Annotated in this window: 23 protein-coding genes; 12 read left to right on the top strand and 11 right to left on the bottom strand. The window is 72.6% G+C overall.

Going from position 1 to position 24,020, the window contains the following annotated elements:
- Window positions 1-66 precede the first annotated feature (66 nt).
- The 3 genes from V5O46_RS05850 to V5O46_RS05840 all read left to right on the top strand — a co-directional run bounded on the left by V5O46_RS05850 (window position 67) and on the right by V5O46_RS05840 (window position 3,631).
- Window positions 67-1,461: a ubiquitin-like domain-containing protein gene (locus V5O46_RS05850; protein ID WP_332883351.1), complete on the top strand. Its 1,395-nt coding sequence runs from the start codon at window positions 67-69 to the stop codon at window positions 1,459-1,461.
- Window positions 1,462-1,835: 374 nt separating this feature from the next.
- Entirely contained in the window at window positions 1,836-2,741 is a 906-nt protein-coding gene (gene rsmA / locus V5O46_RS05845) for a 16S rRNA (adenine(1518)-N(6)/adenine(1519)-N(6))-dimethyltransferase RsmA (RefSeq protein WP_332883350.1), read from the top strand.
- Window positions 2,738-3,631, top strand: a complete 894-nt coding sequence (locus tag V5O46_RS05840; RefSeq protein ID WP_332883349.1) for a 4-(cytidine 5'-diphospho)-2-C-methyl-D-erythritol kinase — start codon at window positions 2,738-2,740, stop codon at window positions 3,629-3,631. The genes rsmA and V5O46_RS05840 overlap by 4 nt, the downstream gene beginning before the upstream one ends.
- A gap of 16 nt (window positions 3,632-3,647) precedes the next feature.
- On the opposite strand, the gene V5O46_RS05835 is transcribed toward V5O46_RS05840, so the two are convergent.
- Window positions 3,648-4,253: a Uma2 family endonuclease gene (locus V5O46_RS05835; RefSeq protein WP_332883348.1), complete on the bottom strand. Its 606-nt coding sequence runs from the start codon at window positions 4,251-4,253 to the stop codon at window positions 3,648-3,650.
- Window positions 4,254-4,397: 144 nt separating this feature from the next.
- On the opposite strand from V5O46_RS05835, the gene V5O46_RS05830 reads away from it, so the two are divergent.
- The 4 genes from V5O46_RS05830 (at window position 4,398) to V5O46_RS05815 (ending at window position 11,193) form a co-directional block, all read left to right on the top strand.
- Window positions 4,398-6,209 (top strand): ABC-F family ATP-binding cassette domain-containing protein, encoded by a 1,812-nt coding sequence (locus tag V5O46_RS05830; protein ID WP_332883347.1) that lies wholly within the window; start codon window positions 4,398-4,400, stop codon window positions 6,207-6,209.
- A 268-nt stretch (window positions 6,210-6,477) separates the two neighbouring features.
- Window positions 6,478-8,286: an outer membrane protein assembly factor BamB family protein gene (locus tag V5O46_RS05825; protein WP_332883346.1), complete on the top strand. Its 1,809-nt coding sequence runs from the start codon at window positions 6,478-6,480 to the stop codon at window positions 8,284-8,286.
- Between the two features lie 48 nt (window positions 8,287-8,334).
- On the top strand, window positions 8,335-10,284 hold the full coding sequence (locus tag V5O46_RS05820; protein WP_332883345.1) for an outer membrane protein assembly factor BamB family protein: 1,950 nt from the start codon (window positions 8,335-8,337) through the stop codon (window positions 10,282-10,284).
- A gap of 225 nt (window positions 10,285-10,509) precedes the next feature.
- Entirely contained in the window at window positions 10,510-11,193 is a 684-nt protein-coding gene (locus V5O46_RS05815; protein ID WP_332883344.1) for a helix-turn-helix transcriptional regulator, read from the top strand.
- Window positions 11,194-11,720: 527 nt separating this feature from the next.
- Here V5O46_RS05815 and V5O46_RS05810 read toward each other — a convergent pair.
- Window positions 11,721-12,026, bottom strand: coding sequence for a hypothetical protein (locus tag V5O46_RS05810; RefSeq protein ID WP_332883343.1), 306 nt, complete (start codon window positions 12,024-12,026; stop codon window positions 11,721-11,723).
- Between the two features lie 21 nt (window positions 12,027-12,047).
- Entirely contained in the window at window positions 12,048-13,754 is a 1,707-nt protein-coding gene (locus V5O46_RS05805) for a sodium:solute symporter family protein (protein WP_332883342.1), read from the bottom strand.
- Window positions 13,755-13,931: 177 nt separating this feature from the next.
- Here V5O46_RS05805 and galT point away from each other — a divergent pair, with 177 nt between their 5' ends.
- The 3 genes from galT to galK are packed head-to-tail and all read left to right on the top strand — an operon-like array spanning window position 13,932 to window position 17,139.
- Window positions 13,932-14,990: a galactose-1-phosphate uridylyltransferase gene (galT, locus tag V5O46_RS05800; RefSeq protein ID WP_332883341.1), complete on the top strand. Its 1,059-nt coding sequence runs from the start codon at window positions 13,932-13,934 to the stop codon at window positions 14,988-14,990.
- On the top strand, window positions 14,990-15,979 hold the full coding sequence (galE, locus tag V5O46_RS05795; protein ID WP_332883340.1) for a UDP-glucose 4-epimerase GalE: 990 nt from the start codon (window positions 14,990-14,992) through the stop codon (window positions 15,977-15,979). The genes galT and galE overlap by 1 nt, the downstream gene beginning before the upstream one ends.
- Window positions 15,976-17,139: a galactokinase gene (gene galK / locus V5O46_RS05790; RefSeq protein WP_332883339.1), complete on the top strand. Its 1,164-nt coding sequence runs from the start codon at window positions 15,976-15,978 to the stop codon at window positions 17,137-17,139. The genes galE and galK overlap by 4 nt, the downstream gene beginning before the upstream one ends.
- Before the next feature lie 81 nt (window positions 17,140-17,220).
- Here galK and V5O46_RS05785 read toward each other — a convergent pair whose 3' ends face one another.
- Window positions 17,221-17,676 carry a GNAT family N-acetyltransferase gene (locus tag V5O46_RS05785; RefSeq protein WP_332883682.1) on the bottom strand — a complete coding sequence of 152 codons (456 nt, stop codon included), beginning with the start codon at window positions 17,674-17,676 and terminating at the stop codon, window positions 17,221-17,223.
- A gap of 275 nt (window positions 17,677-17,951) precedes the next feature.
- Here V5O46_RS05785 and V5O46_RS05780 point away from each other — a divergent pair, with 275 nt between their 5' ends.
- A complete protein-coding gene (locus V5O46_RS05780; protein ID WP_332883338.1) occupies window positions 17,952-18,728 on the top strand; it encodes a response regulator transcription factor in 777 nt (258 codons plus the stop codon).
- On the opposite strand, the gene tamR is transcribed toward V5O46_RS05780, so the two are convergent.
- The 6 genes from tamR to V5O46_RS05750 all read right to left on the bottom strand — a co-directional run bounded on the left by tamR (window position 18,687) and on the right by V5O46_RS05750 (window position 22,518).
- Window positions 18,687-19,184 carry a MarR family transcriptional regulator TamR gene (gene tamR / locus V5O46_RS05775; RefSeq protein WP_332883337.1) on the bottom strand — a complete coding sequence of 166 codons (498 nt, stop codon included), beginning with the start codon at window positions 19,182-19,184 and terminating at the stop codon, window positions 18,687-18,689. The two genes, V5O46_RS05780 and tamR, sit on opposite strands and share 42 nt — an antisense overlap.
- 122 nt (window positions 19,185-19,306) lie before the next feature.
- The gene (locus V5O46_RS05770) at window positions 19,307-20,155 is read right to left on the bottom strand and encodes a DUF2690 domain-containing protein (RefSeq protein ID WP_332883336.1); all 849 of its coding nucleotides are present in this window, start codon (window positions 20,153-20,155) and stop codon (window positions 19,307-19,309) included.
- On the bottom strand, window positions 20,152-20,958 hold the full coding sequence (locus V5O46_RS05765; protein WP_332883335.1) for a peptidoglycan-binding protein: 807 nt from the start codon (window positions 20,956-20,958) through the stop codon (window positions 20,152-20,154). Before V5O46_RS05765 ends, V5O46_RS05770 begins: the two co-directional genes overlap by 4 nt.
- A 203-nt stretch (window positions 20,959-21,161) precedes the next feature.
- A complete protein-coding gene (locus V5O46_RS05760) occupies window positions 21,162-21,602 on the bottom strand; it encodes a peptidoglycan-binding domain-containing protein (RefSeq protein ID WP_332883334.1) in 441 nt (146 codons plus the stop codon).
- Window positions 21,603-21,629: 27 nt separating this feature from the next.
- Complete coding sequence (locus V5O46_RS05755; RefSeq protein WP_332883333.1) at window positions 21,630-21,929, bottom strand: hypothetical protein; 300 nt, start codon at window positions 21,927-21,929, stop codon at window positions 21,630-21,632.
- Between the two features lie 148 nt (window positions 21,930-22,077).
- Window positions 22,078-22,518, bottom strand: coding sequence for a peptidoglycan-binding domain-containing protein (locus V5O46_RS05750; RefSeq protein ID WP_332883332.1), 441 nt, complete (start codon window positions 22,516-22,518; stop codon window positions 22,078-22,080).
- Between the two features lie 375 nt (window positions 22,519-22,893).
- Between V5O46_RS05750 and V5O46_RS05745 the strand changes: the two genes are divergently transcribed.
- Window positions 22,894-23,697 carry a trans-aconitate 2-methyltransferase gene (locus tag V5O46_RS05745; RefSeq protein ID WP_332883331.1) on the top strand — a complete coding sequence of 268 codons (804 nt, stop codon included), beginning with the start codon at window positions 22,894-22,896 and terminating at the stop codon, window positions 23,695-23,697.
- A 44-nt stretch (window positions 23,698-23,741) separates the two neighbouring features.
- Here the strand turns inward: V5O46_RS05745 and V5O46_RS05740 are convergent, their stop codons facing one another.
- On the bottom strand, window positions 23,742-23,990 hold the full coding sequence (locus tag V5O46_RS05740; RefSeq protein ID WP_332883330.1) for a type II toxin-antitoxin system RelE family toxin: 249 nt from the start codon (window positions 23,988-23,990) through the stop codon (window positions 23,742-23,744).
- Window positions 23,991-24,020 lie beyond the last annotated feature (30 nt).

The following is a 24,020-nucleotide window of genomic DNA, read 5'->3' as shown; positions in this document are numbered from 1 at the left end:
GACGGTCGCTCGGCTAGGTTCTGGGGGCCCGATCCGGAACCCTCTGGACCGCTGGAGCGTGTCGGAGTGAGCAAGCCGCAGTTCGAGACGTACGAGACGAGCGCGCCGTACGGGACCGGCAGGCCGTACCAGCCGTACGGTCCGTACCAGCCGTACGGTCCGTACCAGCCGTACGGTCCGTACGAGCTGTACGACCGGTACGAGGCGCAGCCGTCCTGGCACGGCACCCACGAACCGTATGACGCCCACAGCGCGCCGACGCTGCCCCGGCAGTCCGCCGAGCCCGCCGAGCCCGCCGAGCCCGCCGAGCCCGCCGAGCCCGCCGGGCGGGCCGCGCGCCGGCGGGCGGCCCGCCGTGGCGAACGCGCGGACGGCACGCTGCGCAGGCTGCTGCCGCGTGCGCTGATCGTGGCGTTCCTGGCCGGCGGCACCACCGCCTTCGTCGCCGAGGACAAGGCGGTCGAGCTGACCGTCGACGGTGAGCCGCGCACCCTGCACACCTTCGCCGACGACGTCGGCGAGCTGCTCGCCGAGGAGGGTGTCGACCTCGGCGCCCACGACGTACTCACCCCCGCCCCCGGCACCGAGCTGACCAGCGGCGACCGGGTCACCGTCCGGCACGGCCGCCCGGTGCTGCTCACCCTCGACGGCCGCCGGAGCCAGGTGTGGACCACGGCCGACACGGTCGAGGGCGCGCTCCGCGGGCTCGGTGTGCGCATGGCGGGCGCGCATCTGTCCACGTCGGGCGCCCGGCACATCTCACGCGAGGGCCTCGCCCTGGACGTGCGCACCGAGCGCGTCGTCACCGTCATGGCCGACGGCCGCGCCCGCACCGTCCGCACCAACGCCGCGACCGTCCGCGAGGCCGTCGAGGCGGCCGGGGTCACCCTGCACGGGGAGGACACCACCTCGGTGCCGCCCGGCAGCTTCCCGCGCGACGGGCAGACGGTGACGGTGCTGCGGATCAAGGGCGAGCGGGAGGTCCACGAGGAGGCCCTGGCGTTCCCGGTGCGGCGCACCCGGGACGCCTCCCTCTACCGGGGCACGGAGGTCGTGACCCAGACCGGCCGGCCGGGGCTGCGCCGGACCACGTACACCGTGCGCACCGTCAACGGGGTGCGGCAGAAGCCGCGCCGGATCGAGTCGGAGGTGGTGCGCCAGCCGCGCGCCCAGGTGGTGCACGTCGGCACCCGGCCGCGCCCGGTGTCCGTGCACGGCGCCGACCGGCTGAACTGGCAGGGCCTTGCGGCCTGCGAGTCCGGCGGCCGGCCGGACGCCGTGGACGCCTCGGGGACGTACGGCGGCCTGTACCAGTTCGACACCCGGACCTGGCGCAGCCTCGGCGGCCAGGGCCGCCCCCAGGACGCCCCCGCCGCCGAGCAGACCTACCGCGCCAAGAAGCTGTACGTCCGCCGAGGCGCGAGCCCCTGGCCGCACTGCGGCGCACGGCTGCACGGATGACCACCCGCCACACCGCCCGCGCTGCCCGCACCGCCCCGGGACCCCGCCCCGCACGCCCCGGGTGGGCTCGGCGCCGCGGGGATGCCCCGGTCGTCCCGCGCGCCCGGTGGGGTCCCGGTCGCAGGACGCGGTGTGCGGCCGGGTTGTGCCCGGCCTCGGCGGTCTGCGGGCGTCGCAGGGCCGCGCCGGCTGGTGGCGGGTCCGGGCCGCGGGCGGCGGTCCGGGGCGGCGTCCCGCCCGGCCCGGGCCAGGCGCCGGTGTCCGTGGGCCTCCTGCGCGGCCGGAGTCCGGGCAGGTCCCGTTCCCGTTCGGCTCCCCCGGTCGTCCCCGGCGGGCCGGAGCCGGGGAGGGCCCGGCCCGGCTACCCTTGCGGGGTGAGCAGCCCCACCCCCCACGACGCCCTGCTGGGCCCCGCCGACGTCCGCGAACTGGCGGGAGCCCTCGGCGTCCGCCCCACCAAGCAGCGCGGCCAGAACTTCGTGATCGACGCGAACACCGTCCGCCGTATCGTCCGCACCGCCGACGTCCGCCCCGACGACGTCGTGGTCGAGGTCGGACCGGGGCTCGGCTCGCTCACCCTGGCGCTGCTGGAGGCCGCCGACCGGGTGACCGCCGTGGAGATCGACGACGTCCTCGCCGCCGCCCTTCCCGCCACCGTGGCCGCCCGGATGCCAGAGCGTGCCGACCGGTTCGCCCTGGTCCACTCCGACGCCATGCACGTCACCGAGCTGCCCGGCCCGGCGCCGACCGCACTCGTCGCCAACCTGCCCTACAACGTGGCCGTGCCCGTCCTGCTCCACATGCTCGACACCTTCCCGACCATCGAGCGCACCCTCGTCATGGTCCAGTCGGAGGTCGCCGACCGGCTCGCCGCGGGTCCGGGCTCCAAGGTGTACGGCGTGCCCTCCGTCAAGGCGAACTGGTACGCCGAGGTCAAGCGGGCCGGTGCCATCGGCCGCAATGTCTTCTGGCCCGCGCCCAACGTCGACAGCGGACTGGTGTCCCTGGTCCGCCGCACCGAGCCGATAGCGACGACCGCCTCCAGGAAGGAGGTCTTCGCCGTCGTCGACGCCGCGTTCGCGCAGCGCCGCAAGACCCTGCGGGCCGCGCTCGCCGGGTGGGCCGGGTCGGCCGCCGCCGCGGAGGCCGCCCTGGTCGCCGCCGGGGTGTCGCCCCGGGCCCGGGGGGAGTCCCTGACCGTCGAGGAGTTCGCGCGCGTCGCCGAACAGCGAGGCGCCCAGCAGCAGCGTGCCGCCGAGCACAAGGAGCCCGCCACGTGAGCGTCACCGTCCGCGTCCCCGCCAAGGTCAACGTCCAGCTCGCGGTGGGCGCCGCCCGCCCGGACGGCTACCACGACCTGGCCAACGTCTTCCTCGCCGTCGGTCTCCACGACGAGATCACCGCGACCCCGGCCGACGCACTGCGCATCACCTGCGCCGGCCCCGACGCCGACCGGGTCCCGCTGGACGGCACCAACCTCGCGGCCCGCGCCGCCACCGTCCTCGCCGAGGCCTACGGCCGTGAACCCGCCGTGCATCTGCACATCGACAAGGACATCCCGGTCGCCGGCGGGATGGCGGGCGGCAGCGCGGACGGCGCGGGTGCGCTGGTCGCCTGCAACGCCCTGTGGGGCACCGGCGCCTCCCGTGACGAACTGCTCGCCCTCTGCGCCGAACTCGGCAGCGACGTGCCCTTCAGCCTGATCGGCGGGGCGGCACTGGGCACCGGGCGCGGCGAGAAGCTGACCGAGCTGGAGGCCGGGGGCGGCTTCCACTGGGTGTTCGCGATGGCCGGGCGCGGGCTGTCCACCCCGGCGGTGTTCCGCGAGTTCGACCGGCTGGCGGAGGGCCGCGACATCCCCGAACCGGTCGCCGATCAGACGGTGCTGGACGCCCTCGCCGCGGGCGACCCCGGTGCGCTCGCCGTCGCCGTCACCAACGACCTGCAGCCCGCGGCCCTCTCCCTCTTCCCCGAGCTGTCCGACATCCTCGCCGCCGGGCGCGCGGCGGGTGCGCTGACGGCGCTGGTCTCGGGATCCGGCCCGACCACGGCGTTCCTCGCCTCCGACGAGGCGTCCGCGGCCGAGGTGGCGGCGGTACTGCGGGCGTCGGGCACCTGCGCGACGGTGCGGACGGCCCAGGGGCCCGTGCCCGGGGCGACGGTGGTCTGAGGGAACGCGGCTCGGGTCAGAGCTCGTCGATGGCGGTCAGGTCGATGTCGATGTGGTAGGGCACGGTGACCTTGACGTGTTCGTGGTGGATCCCGGTCAGGGTGTAGGTGCCGGTGGCATCGCCCCGTTCGTAGACCTGGACCACCGGGTGGCCGTCCTCGCCCGCCATGTCGACCAGCCAGAAGTGCGGGATGCCGGCGGCGGCGTACTTGTGCGGCTTGGTGTCCCGGTCGCGGGACTCGGAGTCCGGGGAGACGACCTCGACGGCCAGGAGGACGTCCTTCGCCGCGTAGCGCGTCTGGGTCCGTCCCGTGATCGCTTCCGCGCGAAGGATGCTCACATCGGGCTCAGGGCCGTTGCGCCTGTCGAGGACGACGGTCATCTCCCTCCTCACTCGTACTTCTGCCGGTGCCGTTCGGCGGAATCCGCTGACCAGCAGGTCGATGACGATGGTGTGGAAATCCCGCTGCGGACTCACGAAAACCAGGCTCCCGTCGATCAGCTCGGTGTGCGGCGGGAGATCCGGCAGGGTGAACAGGTCGTCCACGGTGTAGCCGTCCGGCGGCGGCATCGGCCAGCAAGGGCCGTGCTCTACGGACTCGGCGGTCATGGTTCCTCCCATGGACGGGATCCTGCTGCCTGCCCCCCACGGTAGCGGGGAAGTCCGACACAGGTCACTACAAAGAGTGACCCCCCGGGCGCGTGCCGCCGCGTTCCCCGGAACGCCTACGCTTGAAGGCTGACCGATCCCCCAGGCAGGAGAGAAATGGCCGTCAACCTGGTCAATGTCGAGAACGTCAGCAAGGTGTACGGCACCCGCGCCCTGCTCGACGGAGTCTCCCTCGGCGTCTCCGAAGGCGACCGCATCGGCGTCGTGGGCCGCAACGGCGACGGCAAGACCACGCTGATCCGGATGCTCGCCAGACTGGAGGAGGCCGACACCGGCCGGATCACCCACTCCGGCGGGCTGCGGCTCGGCGTGCTCACCCAGCACGACTCCCTCGACCCCGAGGCCACGGTCCGCCACGAGGTCATCCGCGACCTGGCGGACCACGAGTGGGCGGGCAACGCCAGGATCAGGGACGTGCTGACCGGGCTGTTCGGCGGGCTCGACCTGCCCGGGTTCCCGCAGGGGCTCGACACCGTGATCGGGCCGCTCTCCGGCGGCGAGCGGCGCCGTATCGCGCTCGCCAAGCTGCTCATCGACGAGCAGGACCTGGTCGTCCTGGACGAGCCGACGAACCACCTCGACGTCGAGGGCATCGCCTGGCTCGCGCAGCACCTGCGCGAGCGCCGCTCCGCGCTGGTCTGCGTCACCCACGACCGCTGGTTCCTCGACCAGGTCTGCACCCGCATGTGGGACGTGCAGCGCGGCGACGTCTACGAGTACGAGGGCGGCTACTCCGACTACGTCTTCGCCCGCGCCGAGCGCGAACGCATCGCCGCCACCGAGGAGGCCAAGCGGCAGAACCTGGTCCGCAAGGAGCTGGCCTGGCTGCGCCGCGGGGCGCCCGCCCGCACCTCCAAGCCGCGGTTCCGCGTCGAGGCCGCCAACGAGCTGATCAAGGACGTGCCGCCGCCGAGGGACAGCAGCGAGCTGATGAGGTTCGCCTCGTCCCGGCTCGGCAAGACCGTGTTCGACCTGGAGGACGTGAGCGTCCAGGCCGGCCCCAAGGTGCTGCTCAAGCACGTCACATGGCAGCTCGGCCCGGGCGACCGGATCGGCCTGGTCGGGGTCAACGGCGCGGGCAAGACCTCACTGCTGCGCGCCCTCGCCGACGCCGCGCGGAGCGACGGGGACCAGCAGCCCGCGGGGGGCAGCATCCGCGTCGGCAGGACCGTGAAACTGGCCTACCTGTCCCAGGAGGTCGCCGAACTCGACCCGGGCTGGCGGGTCCTGGAGGCCGTGCAGGCGGTCCGCGAGCGCGTCGACCTCGGCAAGGGGCGCGAGATGACCGCCGGACAGCTCTGCGAGACCTTCGGCTTCGGCAAGGACAAGCAGTGGACGCCGGTCGGTGACCTCTCCGGCGGCGAGCGGCGCCGGCTGCAGCTGCTGCGCCTGCTCATGGACGAGCCCAACGTCCTCTTCCTCGACGAGCCCACCAACGACCTCGACATCCAGACCCTGACCCAGCTGGAGGACGTCCTCGACGGCTGGCCCGGGTCGATGATCGTCATCTCCCACGACCGGTTCTTCGTGGAGCGCACCACCGACCGGGTGTTCGCGCTGCTCGGCGACGGCACGCTGCGGATGCTGCCGCGCGGTATCGACGAGTATCTGGAGCGGCGCCGCAAGATGGAGGAAGCCGCGGCGGCGAACGTCCCGGCCGCCAGGCCGGCCGCCGCGGCCGTGCCGGAGAAGAGCGCCGCCGACCAGCGCGCCGCCAAGAAGGAACTCCAGAAGATCGAGCGTCAGCTGGACCGGATCTCCGAGAAGGAGACCAAGCTGCACGCACAGATCGCGGACCATGCCACCGACTTCGCGAAGGTCGCGGAACTGGACGCCGAGCTGCGGGAGCTGACCGGACAGCGCGAGGAACTGGAGCTGCGCTGGCTGGAACTGGCGGAGGACGCCTGACGCCTGAGGCCCGGACCCGCGCGCTCTGTACGGGGGGCGCGCACGGCGTGAAGGGGGCGTGAAGGCGCGTAACGGAGCCATCACGGCCGGGTCCTCCCTTGGGAACAGCGGCGGACACGGTCCGGTGGGCCGTCGGCGCCGGGTGATAGAAAGAGCCGTCAGAGCCTGTCTCCGCAACCGTCGGAGGCGTCTGTGAGACGTCTCTGGGACCAGACCGTCCGTATCTCAGGGCGTGGCTAAAAATCAGCTAGTAAGGGGGAACGCGCTGATGACTCAGCCGCCCAACCAGCCGCCGCAGCCGGGTGGCTTCGGAGCACCGCAGGATCCACCGCCCTCCGGCGGCTTCGGAGCACCGCAGACCCCGCCGCCTCCGCAGGGCGCGCCGGGCACTCCGCCGCCTCCGCAGGGTCCGCCGCCCGGCACCCCGCCGACCCCGCCGTCCGGGGCGCCGCAGCCGGGATACGGGTATCCGCAGCAGCCGGGCGCGGCCCCGGGCCCCTACGGGCAGCAGCCCGGCCCCTACAACTCCGGCCCGTACGCCCAGCCGCAGCAGCCCGGCCCGTACGGTCAGCAGCCCGGCTACGGCTACCCGCAGCCGCAGTACCCGGGCGCGCCCGGCACCCCGCCGCCCGGCCCCGGCTCCCGCAACCCGTTCAGGAACAAGACGGTCCTCGCCATCGGCGCAGCGGTCGCCGCGCTGGCCGTCATCGGCGGCACGGTCTGGGCCGTCACCGCCGGCGGTGACGACAAGAAGGACAAGAAGCCCGTCGCGCAGCAGAGCGACGATCCCAAGCCCTCCGGCTCCGGCGGCCCGGTCAACCCCGGCGACGGCAGCGGCGCCGGCGACGGCGCCACCGAGGACCTCAACGAGGGCCGCCAGCCCGGTGAGGCCAGGGTGCTCTGGTACAAGGAGGCACCCGACGCGCCCGGTTCCGGCGCCGACGCCCCCGGCATGTGGGTCACCGACGAGACCGTGGTCAAGGCCGCCTACAAGCAGCTCTTCGCCTTCAACGTGGACGACGGCAAGCCCACCTGGGACGCCATCACCTTCCCGCAGAAGATCTGCTCGGTCACCGACGAGAAGACCGCCGACGACAAGATCATCGTCGCGTACATGAGCGGCGCCAGCGACCGCGCCAAGTGCAACCAGCTGCAGGAGATCGACCTCGACACCGGTGCGAAGGGCTGGGAGCAGGAGGCCGAGGAGGGTGAGCTGTTCGACACCATCCTCTCCGCCGAGCTGACCGTCGTCGGCGACGTCCTGATGGTGGCCCGCTCGCAGTCCGGCACCGCCTACGACATCACCAGCGGCAAGAAGCTCTACGACAAGAAGAAGTACGGCGACGCCTGCTTCCCCGCCGGGTTCGCCGGCGGCGGCGACCGGCTCCTCCAGGTCGCCTCCTGCGGCGCCGGCGGCAACAACGCCCACGACGAGTTGCAGGAGCTCGACCCGAAGACCGGCAAGGTCAAGTGGACGTACGCGTACAAGAAGGGCTGGCGGATCGAGCGGGCGTACTCCGTCGACCCGGTCGTCATCTACGCCGACAACAAGGACGAGAAGGTCTGGAACATCTCCACCTTCGCGGTCGGCAAGGTCACCTCCCAGGTCGGCGTCGACGAGGACTTCGCCCCCGAGTGCGGCTGGGCCATCCTCGACCGCGACCTGCAGGGCTGCCAGGGCGTCGCCGTCGCCGACGACACCCTCTACCTGCCCACCAAGGCGACCACCGGAGCCAACGAGATCGTCGCGATCGGTCTCGCCGACGGCAAGGAGAAGTGGCGGGTGAAGTCGCCGGTCGAGGAACCGATGCTGCCGATGCAGGTCGAGGGCGGGAAGCTCATCGCCTACGTGGAGCCGTCCTACGACTCCGGCGGCCGGATCGTCGCCATCCCGACCGGTGGTGGCAGCCACCAGCCGGCCGAGCTGCTGCAGAACCCGCAGGGCGCGGCGGACATCGAGAACAGCTTCTACTCCCGGGACATCGCCTGGGCCGACGGGCGCTTCTTCCTCTCCAGCGCCCGGCTGACCGGCAACGATGACGCGAAGGAGAAGTTGATGCTCGCCTACGGCAAGTGACCATCCCTTCCGTCCCCCGCACTTCTTCTCCCTCGAGGTACTCACGTCATGACCCAGCCGCCGCCCCCGCCGCCCAACCAGCCCCCGCAGGGGGGAGGTTTCGGACCGCCTCCGGAACAGCCGCAGCAGCAGCCCGAGGAGCCGCAGCAGCCCGTGCCGGGTGAGGGCGGGCCGGACCTCGCCAAGTCCCCGGAGCCGGGGTACGGCTACCCGCAGACGCCGCCCGCCCCGCAGGGGGCACCGGCGACGCCGCCGAACCCGTCCGCACCGCCGACTCCGCCGTCCGGCGCCCCGCAGCCCGGGTACGGCTACCCGCAGACCCCGCCGGCCCAGCCCGGGTACGGCTACCCCGGCCAGCAGCCTGCGGGCGGCTACGGCCAGCCGCAGCCGGGCGGTTACGGGCAGCCGCAGCAGCCCGGACCCTACGGCCAGCAGCCGAACCCGTACGGCCAGCCGGCCGGGCCGGGTTACGGCTATCCGCACGCGACCGTGCCGATGCAGCCGCAGCCGGGCGCCGGCGGGCCGGGCGGCGGACGGAAGATCAACACACAGGTCGCGATCATCGTGTCCGCCGTCGTCGCGATCGCGCTGATCATCGGCGGCGGCATCTGGTACGCCGGATCCTCCGGCGGCAAGGACGACGACAAGAACACCACCGCCAGCTCCAGCGGGGGCTCCGGCGGCGAGGGCGAGAAGAGCGGCGAGGGCGGCACCTCCGCCGAGGGCGGCAAGGAGAAGGCGCCGTCCGACCCCGGCGCCAAGGTGCTCTTCCAGGTCCCGGCACCCGCGGTGCCCAAGGACCTCAACAGCGTCGTCGTCTCCGGCTCCTGGCTCACCGACAAGGTGTACGCCAAGAGCGGCATCGCCGAGATCACCGGCTACGACCCCGAGAAGGGCGGCAAGCTCTGGACGCTGCCGCTGGGCGGCCCGGTGTGCGCCGCCACCGAGCACGTCACCGACGACAACAAGACGGTCGTCGTCCACCAGCCCGACATGCCCACCAAGGCCAAGCGGCACCACGGCTGCAGCGAGGTCGCCCTCGTCGACCTCGACACCGGCAAGAAGGTGTGGTCGAAGCAGGGCAAGACCGGGGACCAGCCGATCTCCTTCGGCAACGTCACGATCAGCGGGGAGACGGTCGCCGCGGGCAGCACCAGCGGCGGCGTCGCCTGGGACCTGACCGGCAAGCAGCTGTGGAGCCCGAAGGCCACCGACACCTGCTACGACGCCGGCTACGGCGGCGGTCCCAAGCTCGTCGCGGTCCGCAAGTGCGGTACGTACGACGCCCGTGAGCTGCACATCCAGAACGTCGACCCGAAGACCGGGAAGGTGATCTCGGAGTACAAGATGGCCAAGGGCATCGAGTACGCCGGCATCGTGTCCACCGACCCGCTGGTGGTCTCCGCCGACGTCGGTGACTCCGCCGGTGACGGCAGCGGCATCTCGGACTTCTTCTCCATCGACAACAAGACCGGCAAGCTGCGTACGCGCATCTCCGCGCCCGGCGACCAGTACGGCGCACGCTGCGACAACATCACCAAGGTCGAGCACTGCACCGGGCTCGCGGTGGGCAACGACCGGCTGTACATCGCCACCGAGGAGCACGAGGGAAGCGGCGAGAGCTACAGCCGGACCAACGAGATCGTCGTCTTCGACCTGGCCACCGGCAAGCAGACCGGCCAGCGTGCGGACGCGGGCGAGGGCTACACCATCACTCCGCTGCGGATGGACGGCGGCAATGTGCTGGCCTACAAGCGGCCCCCCTACGACAAGGGCGGGCAGATCGTGAGCATCGACGGCGGGTCGTTCAAGCAGACGACACTGCTGGAGAACCCCGCCACCGAGGCGGTGCGCGACGTGGAGACCAGCATGCTGCCGGAGTACGCCGAGCTGCGGTACGGCCAGGGGCGGCTCTACATGTCGCAGGTGTACGCGAGTGAACTGTCCGCCGGGGACGAGAAGGACTACCTGGCGGTGGCCTTCGGCACGAGCGGCTGAGCGCGCTTGTGCGGTGCGGCCCCGTCCCCTCTGTGGGGGCGGGGCCGTGGTGTTGTGTCGTGGGAGGATTTTCGGCGATCCGGGGCAGTCCTTACCGGTAGGGGCAGCGCGACGTCGAACAAGCGTGTAGCTTCCGGGCATCGCGGAGCAGGGCAGGGATCGGGGACCGGGACCGGGATCGGGACCGGGACCGGGATTCGGGATCGGGGACTGGGGGGTTGCTCGATGGGAGTGCGGCTGATGGTGGTCGACGATCACCGATTGCTCGCGGAGGCGTTGGCCTCGGCGCTGAAGCTGCGGGGGCACCGGGTGCTGGCGGCGGCGGCGCCCGCCGTCGGGGCGGCGGATCTGGTGATCAGCCGGGCGCCGGAGGTGTGTCTGCTGGGGACGGCGGCGCCCGCCGAGCCGGGGAATTTCGACCCGGTGGTGAAGATCAAGCGGGAGCGGCCTCAGGTGGCGGTGCTGGTGCTGGGGCCGGTGCCGAGTCCGCGGGGGATCGCGGCGGCGTTCGCGGCCGGGGCGTCGGGATATGTGCGGCACGACGAGCGTATCGAGGGGGTCGAGCGGGCGATCATGAAGGCGCGGGCGGGGGAGGCGGCGGTGGCGCCGGCGTTGCTGCAGGGGGCGTTCGGCGAGCTGCTGAACCCGGCGGAGCAGCCGGACGACGAGGGGCAGCGGCTGCTGGAGATGCTCACACCGAGGGAGGTCGAGGTGCTGGTGCGGGTCGCGGACGGCGAGGACACGCGGCTGATCGCGGCGGGGATGGGGATCGCGCCGTCGACCGCGCGTACGCATGTTCAGCGGGTACTGATGAAACTGGGGGTCGGTTCGCGTCTGGAGGCCGCGGCCCTGGCGGCCCGCACGGGCCTACTGGACCGAGCGGCCCCGCGCCCCCGTCACACCGACTGACGTCCGGCGGGTTCGGTGGCGGGTGGGGTGCCTGCGGCGGCCTGTGCGGGTGGTCGGGGGTGCGCGTTGTGCCTGCGGCGGCCTGTGCGGGTGGGGGTGCGGGGTGCGGGTCGCGCGTGCGGGTGTGTCGTGGGTCGGGGCCGGGCCGGTGGGTGGCCGTCCTCGGAACGGCGCGGAATCGGTGGGTCGGGATCTGAGCGGTGTGGACGCGCCAACCGCTGCGGGCGGCCACCCCCCCGGCCCGACCCCTGCTCGCCGTACGCGTCTGCGGGCCCGCCCCCCACCTGGCCCCAGGTGCCTGGCGACCGGATCCCGCCCACCCGTGCCGGGCGGCGGGATCCGCCCATCCGCGGGCGGTCGTGCCTCCCCAAGTGCCTCAACGGCCTGGGAGGTACCGCCGGGGGCGGCACGGGTGTGCGCGGGCGGCGACCCGTCGGCGCCGGGCTGCGCCGCCCACCTCCGCGGTCACCGCAGCGCCGGGCAACCTGCCCACCCCGCGCCCCCCGGAGGGCGCCGCACCGCCGGTGTCATTCCGGCCCCTCCCCATCCGCCGGAGGCGCAGGCGCCGTCGGGCGGAGTTTCAGCCAGAGCAGGAACAGCAGGCCCAGCACCAGCATCCCCACCCCGGTCCACAGATTGATGTTCACACCCTCCGCCTTGTCGATATCGGCGTCGGACGCCGTGAACCCCGCGATCGTGACGATCACGCCGTAGGTCACGAACAGCACACCGATGATGCGCCGGATGTCGAACAGCCGCGCGGCCGTGGCGGACCTGGCCTCCAGCTCGGAGACCTCCCGCTGGACATCCTTCTCGGAGTAGGACTCGGACATGTTCCCTCGATCCTCCCGCAATCAGAACGAGAACGGGATGTAGCAGGCGGCGGCCAGCACGATCGCGCCCCAGCCGAGCAGCGCCGGCTTCCGGTACCACGCGTCGTCGCCCTCGGCCGGCGGCTCGGCCGTGCCGGGGGTGGGGGTCCCCCCGGACGGAGTCCGGGGGAGGGTGCCGTAGACCAGACCCTGCAGTTCGGAGACCGGCTTGGGCTCGGTGAACAGCGTGACGGCGACCATGACCACCGCACCGGCGACGAAGCCGGCGATCGCGGACACGAAGTTGGCGCCCTGGTCGGTGGGGATGTCGATGACCCCCTGTTCGTAGACGACGAAGTAGTTGACCATCGCGGCGGTGGTCCCCGCGAGCAGGCCCCAGAAGCCGGACTTCATCGAGGCGCGCTTCCAGAACATCCCGATGATGAAGACCACGAACATCGGCACGTTGAAGAAGGAGAACAGGGTCTGCAGATAGGCCATGATGTTCGAGAAGGACGCGGCCAGGAAGGCCGTGCCGATGGACGCCAGGACACCCAGTGCGGTGATCACGCGGCCGACCTGCACGTAGTAGCCGTCCTCCCGGTGCCGCACGGTGTAGCGCGCCCAGATGTCGTTGGTGAACACCGTGTTGAACGAGGAGATGTTGGCGGCCATGCCGGCCATGAACGCCGCGATCAGACCGGTCACCGCGATCCCGAGCACCCCGTTGGGCAGCAGTTGCTGCATCAGGTACGGGATCGCGTCGTTGTACTGGTAGCCGGATCCGGGTGCGCCGAACCGGGGGACCAGCGCGGCGGCGACCAGCCCCGGGATCATCACGAGGAACACGATGAAGATCTTGGGGAAGGCGGCGATGAGCGGGGTGCGCCGGGCCGCCGAGAGGTTCTTGGCGGACAGGGCGCGCTGCACCTCGGCGAAGTTGGTGGTCCAGTAGCCGAAGGAGAGCACGAACCCGAGACCGAGCACGATGGTCAGCCAGTTCGCGCCGAGCGGGTTGTCGCTGCCGATGCCGGTGCCGCCCCAGGCGGTCATGAAGTTGTCCCCGTGCTGGGCGGTGAGGTTGTCGGACAGTCCGTCCCATCCGCCGACCCGTCTCAGGCCGAGCACGGTGATCGGGATGAGCGCGGCAAGGATCACGAAGAACTGCAGCACCTCGTTGTAGATCGCCGAGGACAGGCCGCCGAGGGTGATGTAGGCCAGGACGAAGAACCCGGCGACCACGATGGCCACCCACTGCGGCCAGCCGAGCAGTGCCTCGACGACGATCGCGAGGGCGTAGAGGTTGACTCCGGCGATCAGGATGGCGGCGAAGGCGAACAGGACCGAACTCAGCAGATGTGCCCCGCGGTCGAAGCGGAGCAGCAGGAACTCGGGGACCGAGCGGACCTTGCTGCCGTAGTAGAACGGCATCATCACCAGGCCGAGGAAGACCATGGCGGGGATGGCGCCGATCCAGTACCAGTGGGTGGTGTAGACGCCGTACTGGGCGCTGTTGGCGGCCATGCCGAGGATCTCCGTGGCGCCCAGGTTGGCGGCGATGAACGCCAGACCGGTCACCCAGGCGGGCAGTGACCGCCCGGAGAGGAAGAAGTCCAGGCTGGTCCTGACCGAGCGGCGGGCGGCGAAGCCGATGCCGAGGACGGCGACGAAGTAGATCCCGAGGATCACGTAGTCGAGCCAGTTGATCGGGAGCGTGAGCTCCGCGGCGAGGTGTGTGGGGGTTTCCATGAGCACTCGCTTCGTTGCGCGAACTGGTCCGGAGCGGTACCTGTGCCTTCGTGGTCAGCAACTGAACACTTCTGCTGGTGGATTCTGTTTGAGAGTGAGGAATCCTTTGGGCTGGTGGGTTGTGGTGTGTTATGTTCGATTGTGTTTGAGTGCGGACTGACGCGGAGGAGTCCGGCAGTGAAGAAGACCTCGACCCGGCTGGCCGACGGTCGTGAGCTCATCTACTACGACCTGCGCGACGACACCGTGCGCGGCGCCGTCGACCGCCGCCCGCCGGAGCCGACCGTCACCACCTCGGAGATCCGGCGGGACGCGCTGCTCGGCGACGCCGTCGCCGTCGCCTCGCACCGGCAGGGGCGCACGTATCACCCGCCCCCGGACGAATGCCCCCTGTGCCCCTCCGAGGGCGGCCGGCTGACCGAGATCCCCGGCCCGTCGTACGACGTGGTGGTCTTCGAGAACCGCTTCCCCTCGCTGGCCGGTGACTCCGGCCGCTGCGAGGTCGTCTGCTTCACCCCCGACCACGACGCCTCCTTCGCCGACCTCGACGAGGAGCAGGCCCGGCTCGTCCTGGACGCCTGGACCGACCGGACCTCGGAACTGTCCCATCTGGCCTCCGTCGAGCAGGTGTTCTGCTTCGAGAACCGCGGCCCCGAGATCGGGGTGACGCTCGGTCACCCGCACGGGCAGATCTACGCCTACCCGTTCATCACGCCCCGCACCGCGCTGATGCTCCGTTCACTCGAGACGCACCGGGACTCGACCGGCGGACAGAACCTGTTCGACGCGGTACTGGAGCGGGAACTGGCGGGCGAACGGGTCGTCCTGGAGGGTGAACACTGGGTCGCCTTCGTGCCGTACGCCGCGCACTGGCCGTACGAGGTGCATCTGTATCCCAAGCGGCGGGTTCCCGACCTGCTCGGTCTGGACGAGGCGGCTCGCTCGGAGTTTCCACAGGTCTACCTGGAACTCTTGAAACGGTTCGACCGGCTCTTCGGCACCGGTGAGCCTCCCACGCCCTACGTCGCGGCCTGGCACCAGGCCCCGTTCGGGCAGCCGGCCGGGTTCGGCGGGGTGCCCCGCGACGACTTCGCGCTGCACCTGGAGCTTTTCACCATCCGCCGGACGTCCGGCAAGCTGAAGTACCTCGCGGGCTCCGAGTCCGGCATGGACGTGTTCATCAACGACGTGCCGCCGGAGCGCGCGGCCGAGCGACTGCGAGAGGTAGCGAGTTGATGAGCGGGAAGTACCTGGTGACCGGCGGGGCCGGCTACGTCGGGAGCGTCGTCGCCCAGCATCTGCTGGAGGCCGGTCACGAGGTCGTCGTCCTCGACAACCTCTCCACCGGCTTCCGGGAGGCGGTGCCGGCCGGGGCCGCCTTCGTCGAGGGCGATATCCGCGACGCCGCCAAGTGGCTGGACGCGAGCTTCGGCGCCGTCCTGCACTTCGCGGCGTTCTCCCAGGTCGGCGAGTCGGTCGTACGGCCCGAGAAGTACTGGGACAACAATGTCGGCGGCACCATGGCCCTGCTTCAGGCCATGCGCACCGCGGGTGTGCGCACCCTGGTCTTCTCGTCCACGGCGGCCACCTACGGCGAACCGGAGCAGGTCCCGATCGTGGAGTCCGCCCCGACCCGGCCGACCAACCCCTACGGCGCCTCCAAGCTCGCCGTCGACCACATGATCACGGGCGAGGCGACGGCACACGGACTGGGCGCGGTCTCGCTGCGCTACTTCAACGTGGCGGGCGCGTACGGCGACTGCGGGGAGCGCCACGACCCCGAGTCCCATCTGATCCCCCTGGTGCTGCAGGTCGCCCAGGGCCGGCGCGACGCGATCTCCGTGTACGGCGACGACTACCCGACCCCGGACGGCACCTGCGTCCGCGACTACATCCACGTCGCCGATCTGGCCGAGGCCCATCTGCTGGCGCTGAGGGTGGCCGCGCCGGGCGAGCATCTGATCTGCAACCTCGGCAACGGCAACGGCTTCTCCGTCCGCGAGGTGGTCGAGACCGTCCGCCGGGTCACCGGCCACCCGGTCCCCGAGGTCGCCGCCCCACGCCGGGGCGGCGACCCGGCGGTCCTCGTCGCCTCCGCCGGCACCGCCCGCGAGAAGCTGGGCTGGCGCCCCTCCAGGGCGGACCTCGCCGGAATCGTCGCCGACGCCTGGGAGTTCGCCCAGCGCCGGAAGGACGTGCGGGCGGGGAAGGGGAGCGGGGCATGAGCGAGGCTGTGGCAGGCCGGGTCGCCGAACGGTTCGGCGCCCTCTACGGGCATGCGCCGGACGGGGTGTGGGCGGCTCCGGGCCGGGTCAACCTCATCGGTGAGCACACCGACTACAACGACGGCTTCGTCATGCCGTTCGCCCTGCCGCACACCGCGGTCGCGGCCGTCGCCCGGCGCGACGACGGCGTTCTGCGCCTGCATTCGGCGGACGCCGGGGCCGGTGTGACCGAGCTGCGGGTGGCCGAGCTGAGCCCCGGCTCCGACCCGGCCTGGACGGCGTATCCGGCGGGGGTGGTCTGGGCGCTGCGCGCGGCCGGGCACCGGGTGACCGGCGCCGACATCCACCTGGCGTCGACCGTCCCGGCGGGCGCGGGGCTGTCCTCCTCTGCGGCCCTGGAGATGGTCGTCGCGGTGGCGCTGAACGATCTGTTCGGTCCGGGGCTGCGCGGGTGGCAGCTGGCCCGGCTGTGCCGGCGCGCCGAGAACGTCTATGTCGGAGCCCCGGTCGGCATCATGGACCAGACGGCTTCGGCCTGCTGCCGGGCCGGGCACGCACTCTTCCTCGACACCCGCGACCTCTCCCAGCGCCAGATCCCCTTCGACGCGGCGGCGCAGGGCCTGCGCCTGCTCGTCGTCGACACCCGGGTCGAGCACTCCCACAGCGAGGGCGAGTACGGCAGGCGCCGCGCGGGCTGCGAGAAGGGCGCCGCGCTGCTGGGCGTGGACGCGCTCAGGGACATCGCCCACGACGACCTGGACGCGGCCCTGCAGCGGCTCGGCGACGAGGAGGAGGTCCGCCGCCTGGTCCGGCACGTGGTCACGGAGAACCAGCGCGTCGAGCGCGTCGTGGCCCTGCTGGAGTCCGGTGAGACGCGGGCGATCGGCCCGGTTCTGGTGGAGGGACACGCCTCGCTCCGCGACGACTTCCGTGTCTCCTGCCCCGAGCTCGACCTGGCCGTCGACGCCTCCCTGGCCGCGGGCGCGCTCGGGGCCAGGATGACGGGCGGCGGCTTCGGCGGCTCCGCGATCGTCCTGGCGGACGCCGGTGACGCGGACGCCGTCACCGAGGCGGTCCACGACGCCTTCGCCGCGGCCGGCTTCACGGCGCCGCGCGTGTTCGAGGCGGTGCCCTCGGCGGGGGCACGGCGGGTGGGATGAGAGCGGGTGGGGTTCGGACCCGGCGCGGGCGGGCCGCCGGGGTCCGGGGGCGCCGGGGTCCGGGGCGGCGGGACCGCGGGCTCAGTCCAGCCGCTTCGTCAGCGTGTACTCCGTGATCCCCGGCGGATAGTCCGGGATCACGCACACCACCTCGTAGCCCTGCTTCCGGTAGAACTCCGGCGCCTGGAAGTCCCAGGTCTCCAGGCGCACCGAGGTGCAGCCGCGCCGGGTGCGGGCCGTGCGCTCCGCCTCCGCGAGCAGGGCGGAGCCGACGCCCGTGCCGCGGTGCGGCGCATCGACCCACAGATAGGTCACATGCAGCCAGGACGTCCAGGTGTGGCCGACCAGGCCGCCCGCCAGGGCGCCGCCGTCGTCCAACGCCCAGACGTGCAGCGGGGATTCGCGTTCGTGAGGGGTTCCGCGCAGGGCGCTCAGGACGGGGGAGGCCGCCGTGTTCGTCGCCCGCAGGCGGCTGTGCAGCAGATCCCGACGCGCCTTGTCGACTTCTGTCACTAGACGAAACATGCGGCACACCATAAACGCGGCGGTCCGCCAGTTCTGCAAATAGGCTTCCGCTCCCCGCCGTCGTCCGTACTCTGATGAACATCGCCGGTGGGGGCCGGCGCCGAGCAGGGGGCGAGACAGTCGGTGCGGCGCTCGTGGCGGGGGCCACGGTTCCGTACGGCGGCCGGCCGTGCGGTCCGTGATCCATGGGAGGCCGTCGCGGTGCGCGTGGGCGCCGTGACCGTACCGGTGTCGTCCTCCGACGATGAGCATCCCCTGCTCTTCGGGAGCGTGGGGGAGGGGGTTGTGTGGTGCGCATCCGAGTCCTGGTCGTCGACGACCACCGCATCTTCGCCGAGTCGCTCGCCGCGGCCCTGGCCGCCGAGCCCGATGTCGAGGTCTCCGCGGCCGGCAGCGGCCCGGCCGCACTGCGCTGCCTGGACCGGGCGGCGGCCGACGGGCGCCGGTACGACGTGCTGCTCGTCGACGCCGATCTGGGCGGCGGGGCGGGCGGCGGCACCCGGCCGGCCGCCCCGGTGCCCGTGCGCGACGGCGGTGAGGACGGCCTCGTCGACGGCATCTCGCTGGTCACGGGGGTACGGTCGGCGCAGCCGCAGGTACGGGTCGTGGTGCTCGCGGAGAAGGACGATCCGCGGCGCGCCGCACTCGCCCTGCAGGCGGGTGCCTCCGGGTGGGTCGCCAAGGACTGCTCACTGTCCCGGCTGCTCACCGTGATCCGGGGCGTCCTGCGCGACGAGACTCATCTGCCGCCGGCCCTGCTGACGGGGGTGCTGCGGGAGCTGACCGCGGCCCGCAAGCACCGCACCGAGAGCGAGCGGCTGGTGGAGTCGCTGACCCCGCGGGAGCGGGAGGTGCTGCGCTGCATGGTGGCCGGGCTGGGCCGCAAGGCCGTCGCCGAGCGGCTGTATCTGTCCCCGCACACCGTGCGCACCCATATGCAGAACGTCCTGGGCAAGCTCGGTGTCCACTCGACGCTCGCCGCCGTCGCACTGGCCCGCCGGGCCGGGGTCGGTCCGGCCGACCTATCCGGGGATGTTGTCGAACGGGGCGGTCAGCTGGCGTAGCAGGGCGGCCAGCTCGCCGCGCTGGGCCCGGGACAGCTCCACGAGGATCGCCCGCTCCTGGTCCAGCAGCCCGGCCAGGGCCTGGTCGGCGCGGTCCCGGCCCTCGTCGGTGAGCCGGACCAGCACCCCGCGCCGGTCGCTGGGATCGGGCAGCCGCTCCACCAGGCCCTTCTTGGCCAGGCGGTCGATGCGGTTGGTCATCGTGCCCGAGGTGACCAGCGTCTGGGTGAGCAGTTGGCCGGGGGAGAGCTGGTACGGGGTGCCGGCCCGGCGCAGCGCCGTCAGCACGTCGAACTCCCACGGCTCCAGCTGGTGCTCGGCGAAGGCCAGCCGACGTGCGCGGTCCAGGTGCCGGGCCAGTCTGCTCACCCGGCTGAGTACCTCGAGCGGTTCCACGTCGAGGTCCGGGCGCTCCCGGCGCCACGCTGCGACCAGCCGATCGACCTCGTCCTCCATGACGATCAGTGTAGTGGTTGTGTCGACGTGAAGTCTCTTGATGTCAACTATCTTGATCGCGAGGTAATTTTCTCTCGCCCCGGCGGTCCGAAGGGGTGCGGCCTGGAGTGCGCAGGGACGTGTCAGGACGGGAAGCACTGCCGCTCGCCGGTGCCCGCGGAGACCAGGCAGGCCTCGAGCCCGGCGGGCCCGCCACCCACCATCGGGGTGGTGAGATAGCCCTCGGCGTCGTACTTGTCCGCGACCTCGGCGGACTGCCGGGGCTGCCCGGGAGCACCGATCTCGATCCGGTCGCCGACCCGGCCGAACCGCAGGCGTGCCCAGGCGGCCGAGCAGTCCCCGCTGTACCGGATCTCCAGCGCCGTCCGGCCTGCGTAGCGCCGCTCGGCCAGGGTCCGCAGATCGCCGCCGGCCAGGGCACAGGCCTGCGGCAGCGCTCTCTTGCCGGTGCACTGGGCCCCCTGGCAGCCGGGCCGGATGGGATCCGGCCCCTTGTCGGAACGGATGACCAGCGTGGCGCCCATCGCGGCGACGCCCAGCAGCAGACCGCTCGAAAGGGCGGCGGCGAGTTGGCGGGGGCGCCGCCGAGGCCGCGGCACGGACACCTCGGGCCCCCGCCCCGGGCCCCGCGGGGACGAGTCCGCGTGGGCGGTGGCGGACGGCCGGCCGGACACGGTGGAGGCGGCCCGCGGACCCCCGGGTGCGGCACCGGGGGCCGGCACGGGCCGGGCGGCGGCTGCCAGTTCCCACAGGGCCAGCAGCGGTCCGGCGCGGCGGCCCGCCAGCGCGGCAAGATCCCGTACCAGTTCACGCGGGGGCAGCTGGGCCCCGCTGAGATAGCGCTGCCAGGACGACTTGCTGGCGGTGGTCTTCGCGGCGAGCGCCGCAAGGCTCAGCCCCGTCAGCTCCCGCAGCACGGTCAGCTCGCGGGCCAGGCGCACCCGCTCGGGCGGCAGGGACTGTCCGCTCACCGCCGCAGTGCCTCCCAGGTGTGCGGGCCCATGATGCCGTCCGGCACCAGGCCGGACCGGTCCTGGAACCGCTTGACCGCCCGCTCCGTCGCCGCGCCGTAGGCGCCGTCCACGACACCGAGTTCATAGCCTCGGTACTCCAGCAGACACTGTGCCTCCACCACGTCCCAACTGGTGCTGATCTGCTGCAGCACGGCGTCCGTGGTGTCGCTGCTACCGGCGTGCAGCAGGCCCTTCTCACGGTGGATGTCGCAGCTGTAGGTGCGGCCCGGTTCGAAGACGTACGCCGACTCCGCAACCTGCCGGTTGTCCGCCGACGAGGAGTCCGCGGCCGACAGCAGCAGAGCGACGACCCCCGGCACGGCCACGATCCCGGCCCCGACCGCCGCGGCGAGGGCGGTACGTCGATGCCCTCTGCGGCGTGCGGTGGGCTCCGCGGTGCCCGCTGCCGCCGCGCCGTCGCTCTCCGCGGCGGTGCGGGCCGCCTCGGCTTCGTCGGCGGGGCCGCCGTCCGCCGGGCCTGCGGACGGCGGGGCACCGTTCCAGGCCTCCTCGGCGAGCGACCGCAGCACCAGCAGACCGTCCTCGCCGGTCCTGCAGAGCCGGGCCAGCTCCCGCACCGCTTCGGGCGGGGGGAGGGACTTGCCGTTCAGATACCGCTCCCAGGAGGACTTGCTGTAGCCGGTGCGCCGGCCGAGTGCCGCGAGACTGAGTTCATGGGTGTCCTTGAGCCAACGCAGCCGGTCGACGAACCGCTGTACCTGCGGATCTAACGCCCGCTCCGATCCCTGCTGCCGGTCCATGGACAACGCCCCCCAGACTCTGGTCGCACCGAACCGTCCCCTTCCGGGCGGCATCTCGGCAGGCCGGGCCCGGGTGTTCCAGGGTACCCAGACCGGTCCGAGAGCGCCGAGGCGCGCCCGCAGAGGGCCGGGGCCCGGCGCGGTGGCCGACGCCCCGCCCCGGTCCCCGGCCCTCGGCCTGGTCCCCTCGTCCCGTGCTCCCGCTACGGATGACCCCCGTACGTGCAGCCGGTGTTCCCCGAGCCCATCCTCGCCCAGTTCATGTACCGGGAGGTCTTCGGCCCGAACACACCGTCCTGGGCCAGGCCCTTGACCCGCTGGGCGGTCTTCACCGCGCCGACGGTGGCCGGACCGTACAGCCCGTCCACGTCCAGGTCCGTACCGAAGCACCTGTTCAGCGAGCGCTGGAGCCAGGCGACGGCGTTGAGCTGGCTGCCGCCGCCGTAGCCGTCCCCGCGGGCGAGAATGCAGTTGGTGTTGCGGCTCTTGTTCTTCGTGGTCGGCTTGTAGAGCAGAGCCGATCCGTACTTGTACGTCGAGTAGCCCTGACAGTGGGTGGCTGCCTGGGCGGTCCCGGCCGTGGCGACGACCGTTCCGGTGGTGAGCAGCCCCAGGACGGCGAGGGACGCTGCCGCGTTCCGCATGCGCATGGTCGGCCTTTCGCAGGTGGGTCAGGAGTAGCGCTGGAGACGGTGCGTGAAGAGGCCCGCGGACTGGCAGCGCAGCACCCAGGGAGTGGACAGTTCCAGCCTGGCCTTGGCGGCCTGGCAGGTCAGGGCCGTGCGGTGGGTGCTGATGGTCCGCCAGGACGCGGCGGCGGCCCTGACGTCCGACGCGGCGGCGACCTGGGGGCTGCCGCCGGATGCGGGCGTGGCAGCCTGGGCCGCACCCGGGGCAGCCAGCCCGGCCAGCGCCACCGCGGCGACGAATCCGCCGGTCAGCCGGGCGCGCAGAGTGTTCCGCTGGTTCATCTGAGTCCTTTCGTGGATACCCCCGCCTTCAGGCGGGGGAGGAAATGAAATCCCTGCGGAGCAGGGCAACTGGCGATTCCGGTCGGTGCCGGCCGGCGTCACCGCCGAGCCACGGCACGGTGGGCGGCGCGGTGGTCCGGCGCCGGATTCAGCCGCGGCAGGCGTCCGCGCCCCCGCCGTAGTTCTCCGACCACCAGCGCATGGCGTCACGGGTGTTGGGCCCGTACACACCGTCGACGGCGGAGCCGTACATGGCCTGCGCGTACCTCACGGCCTGCGCGGTCTTCGGGCCGTAGATGCCGTCCACGACGACGTTGTTGCGCGTCCAGGAGTTCACGCACATCCTCAGCGACCGCTGAAGCGCCTCCACGGCGTAGCCCCGGGAACCCTGGGACAGGATGCAGGACGTCGACCAGTTCGAGGTGGACGGCTGGTTCGCGTAGTACGACTGCCCCATGTTCTTCAGGACGGCGGTCGTGCAGGTGGGGGCGGCGTGTGCGGCCGGCGCCGCGGCGACGGTGCCGGCGAGGAGTCCCGCGGCGACCGCCACCGCACCGGTGACACCCGAGAGCTGCTTCCTGAGATTCATTCCTGTCCCCTCCGTGATCCCGTCGAGTCCCGCCGGTGCGGGCGGGTTCAGATCCCGCGTCGAGTCCCGCCCGGTGCGGGCGGGTTCCGCGCCGGCCCGTCGATCCTGTGCTCACGGCATGCGGCCGGCCAAGAGATCCCGGCCCGGCCGGGAAATCCTGGACCTTCCCGCCTCGCTGACCTGCGGTCACGGCCCGAGCAGTGGGACGCGGCGGGACGCCGGGCCGGGACGGTGCGGGCGGTGGGACGGCGACCCGCGGCCGATCCCGGACGGCCGCCGAGGGCCCGGCCGCCGGCTACCGGGGGTACGCGCCAGGGGAACCCGCCTGCCCGCCCGGCATGATGGTCGTGTCGCCGTCTTCCCCGGGGAGGCCCCATGCCCACCGCCGCGCCCACCTGGAACCCCGCGCAGTACCTCCGCCATGCCGGACACCGCGCCCGCCCCTTCACCGATCTGCTCGCCCGGATCCCCGGCCTGCCCGGGGAGCCGCCCCGCATCGCCGACCTCGGCTGCGGCCCCGGCAACGTCACCGGGCTGCTCGCCGACCGCTGGCCCACCGCCCGCATCACCGGCTACGACAACTCCCCGGAGATGCTCCGCCGGGCCGAGGAGCACGCCGGGCCCACCGCGGGCGGCGGCCGCATCGACTTCGCCGCCGCCGACGTCCGCACCTGGGAGCCGGAGGGGCCCTACGACCTGATCGTCAGCAACGCCGCCCTCCAGTGGGTGCCCGGCCACAGTGATCTGTTCCCCCGCTTCACCGACGCCCTCGTCCCCGGCGGCACCCTCGCCTTCCAGGTCCCCGGCAACTTCGACGCCCCCAGCCACCGTCTGCTGCGCGACCTCGCACACCGTTACGGCCTGGAGGACACCCTGCGCCACGACGACGCCGTCCTCGCCCCGCGGGACTACCTGGCGGAGCTGGCCGGCCCGGGCTGCGCGGCGGACGTGTGGGAGACGACGTACGTGCATCTGCTGACCGGCGAGGATCCCGTCCTGGACTGGATGAAGGGAACCGGACTGCGCCCCGTCCTGGCGGCCCTGGCCGACACCCCGGAGCGGCGGGAGGCATTCCTCCGCGACTACCGGGAGGCCCTGCGCGAGGCATATCCGCCCGGACCGCACGGCACACCGTTCCCGTTCCGCCGGATCTTCGCCGTGGCGTGCAAGGGGGCGTGATGACCGCCCGGTCGACCGCGTCCGGCTCGGACCCCGGGAGCCGGTCAGCCCGTCCGGCCCAGGTGGGTGCCGAGGATGCGGATGACGTCGGTGGCGATGACGTACAGGACGCGGTGGGCACCGGCACGCAGGCGGCGGATGTCGGGGCCGTACGCCATCGATCCCGCCGGTCGCGGTCCACGGGCCGGTTCATCGATCGCGGCCAGGACCTTCGCGAGGCCGGCCGGATCCTCCTTCAGGAACCGTGCTGCGGCGTCGACGGCGTGGGGTTCGAAGACGATCTCGTAGGTCACGGCTTCTCGAGCCCCAGCCGCTTCACCTGT

Source organism: Streptomyces poriticola (assembly GCF_036689765.1).
Classification (GTDB): domain Bacteria; phylum Actinomycetota; class Actinomycetes; order Streptomycetales; family Streptomycetaceae; genus Streptomyces; species Streptomyces poriticola.
This window is presented reverse-complemented; position numbering and strand designations above follow the sequence as displayed.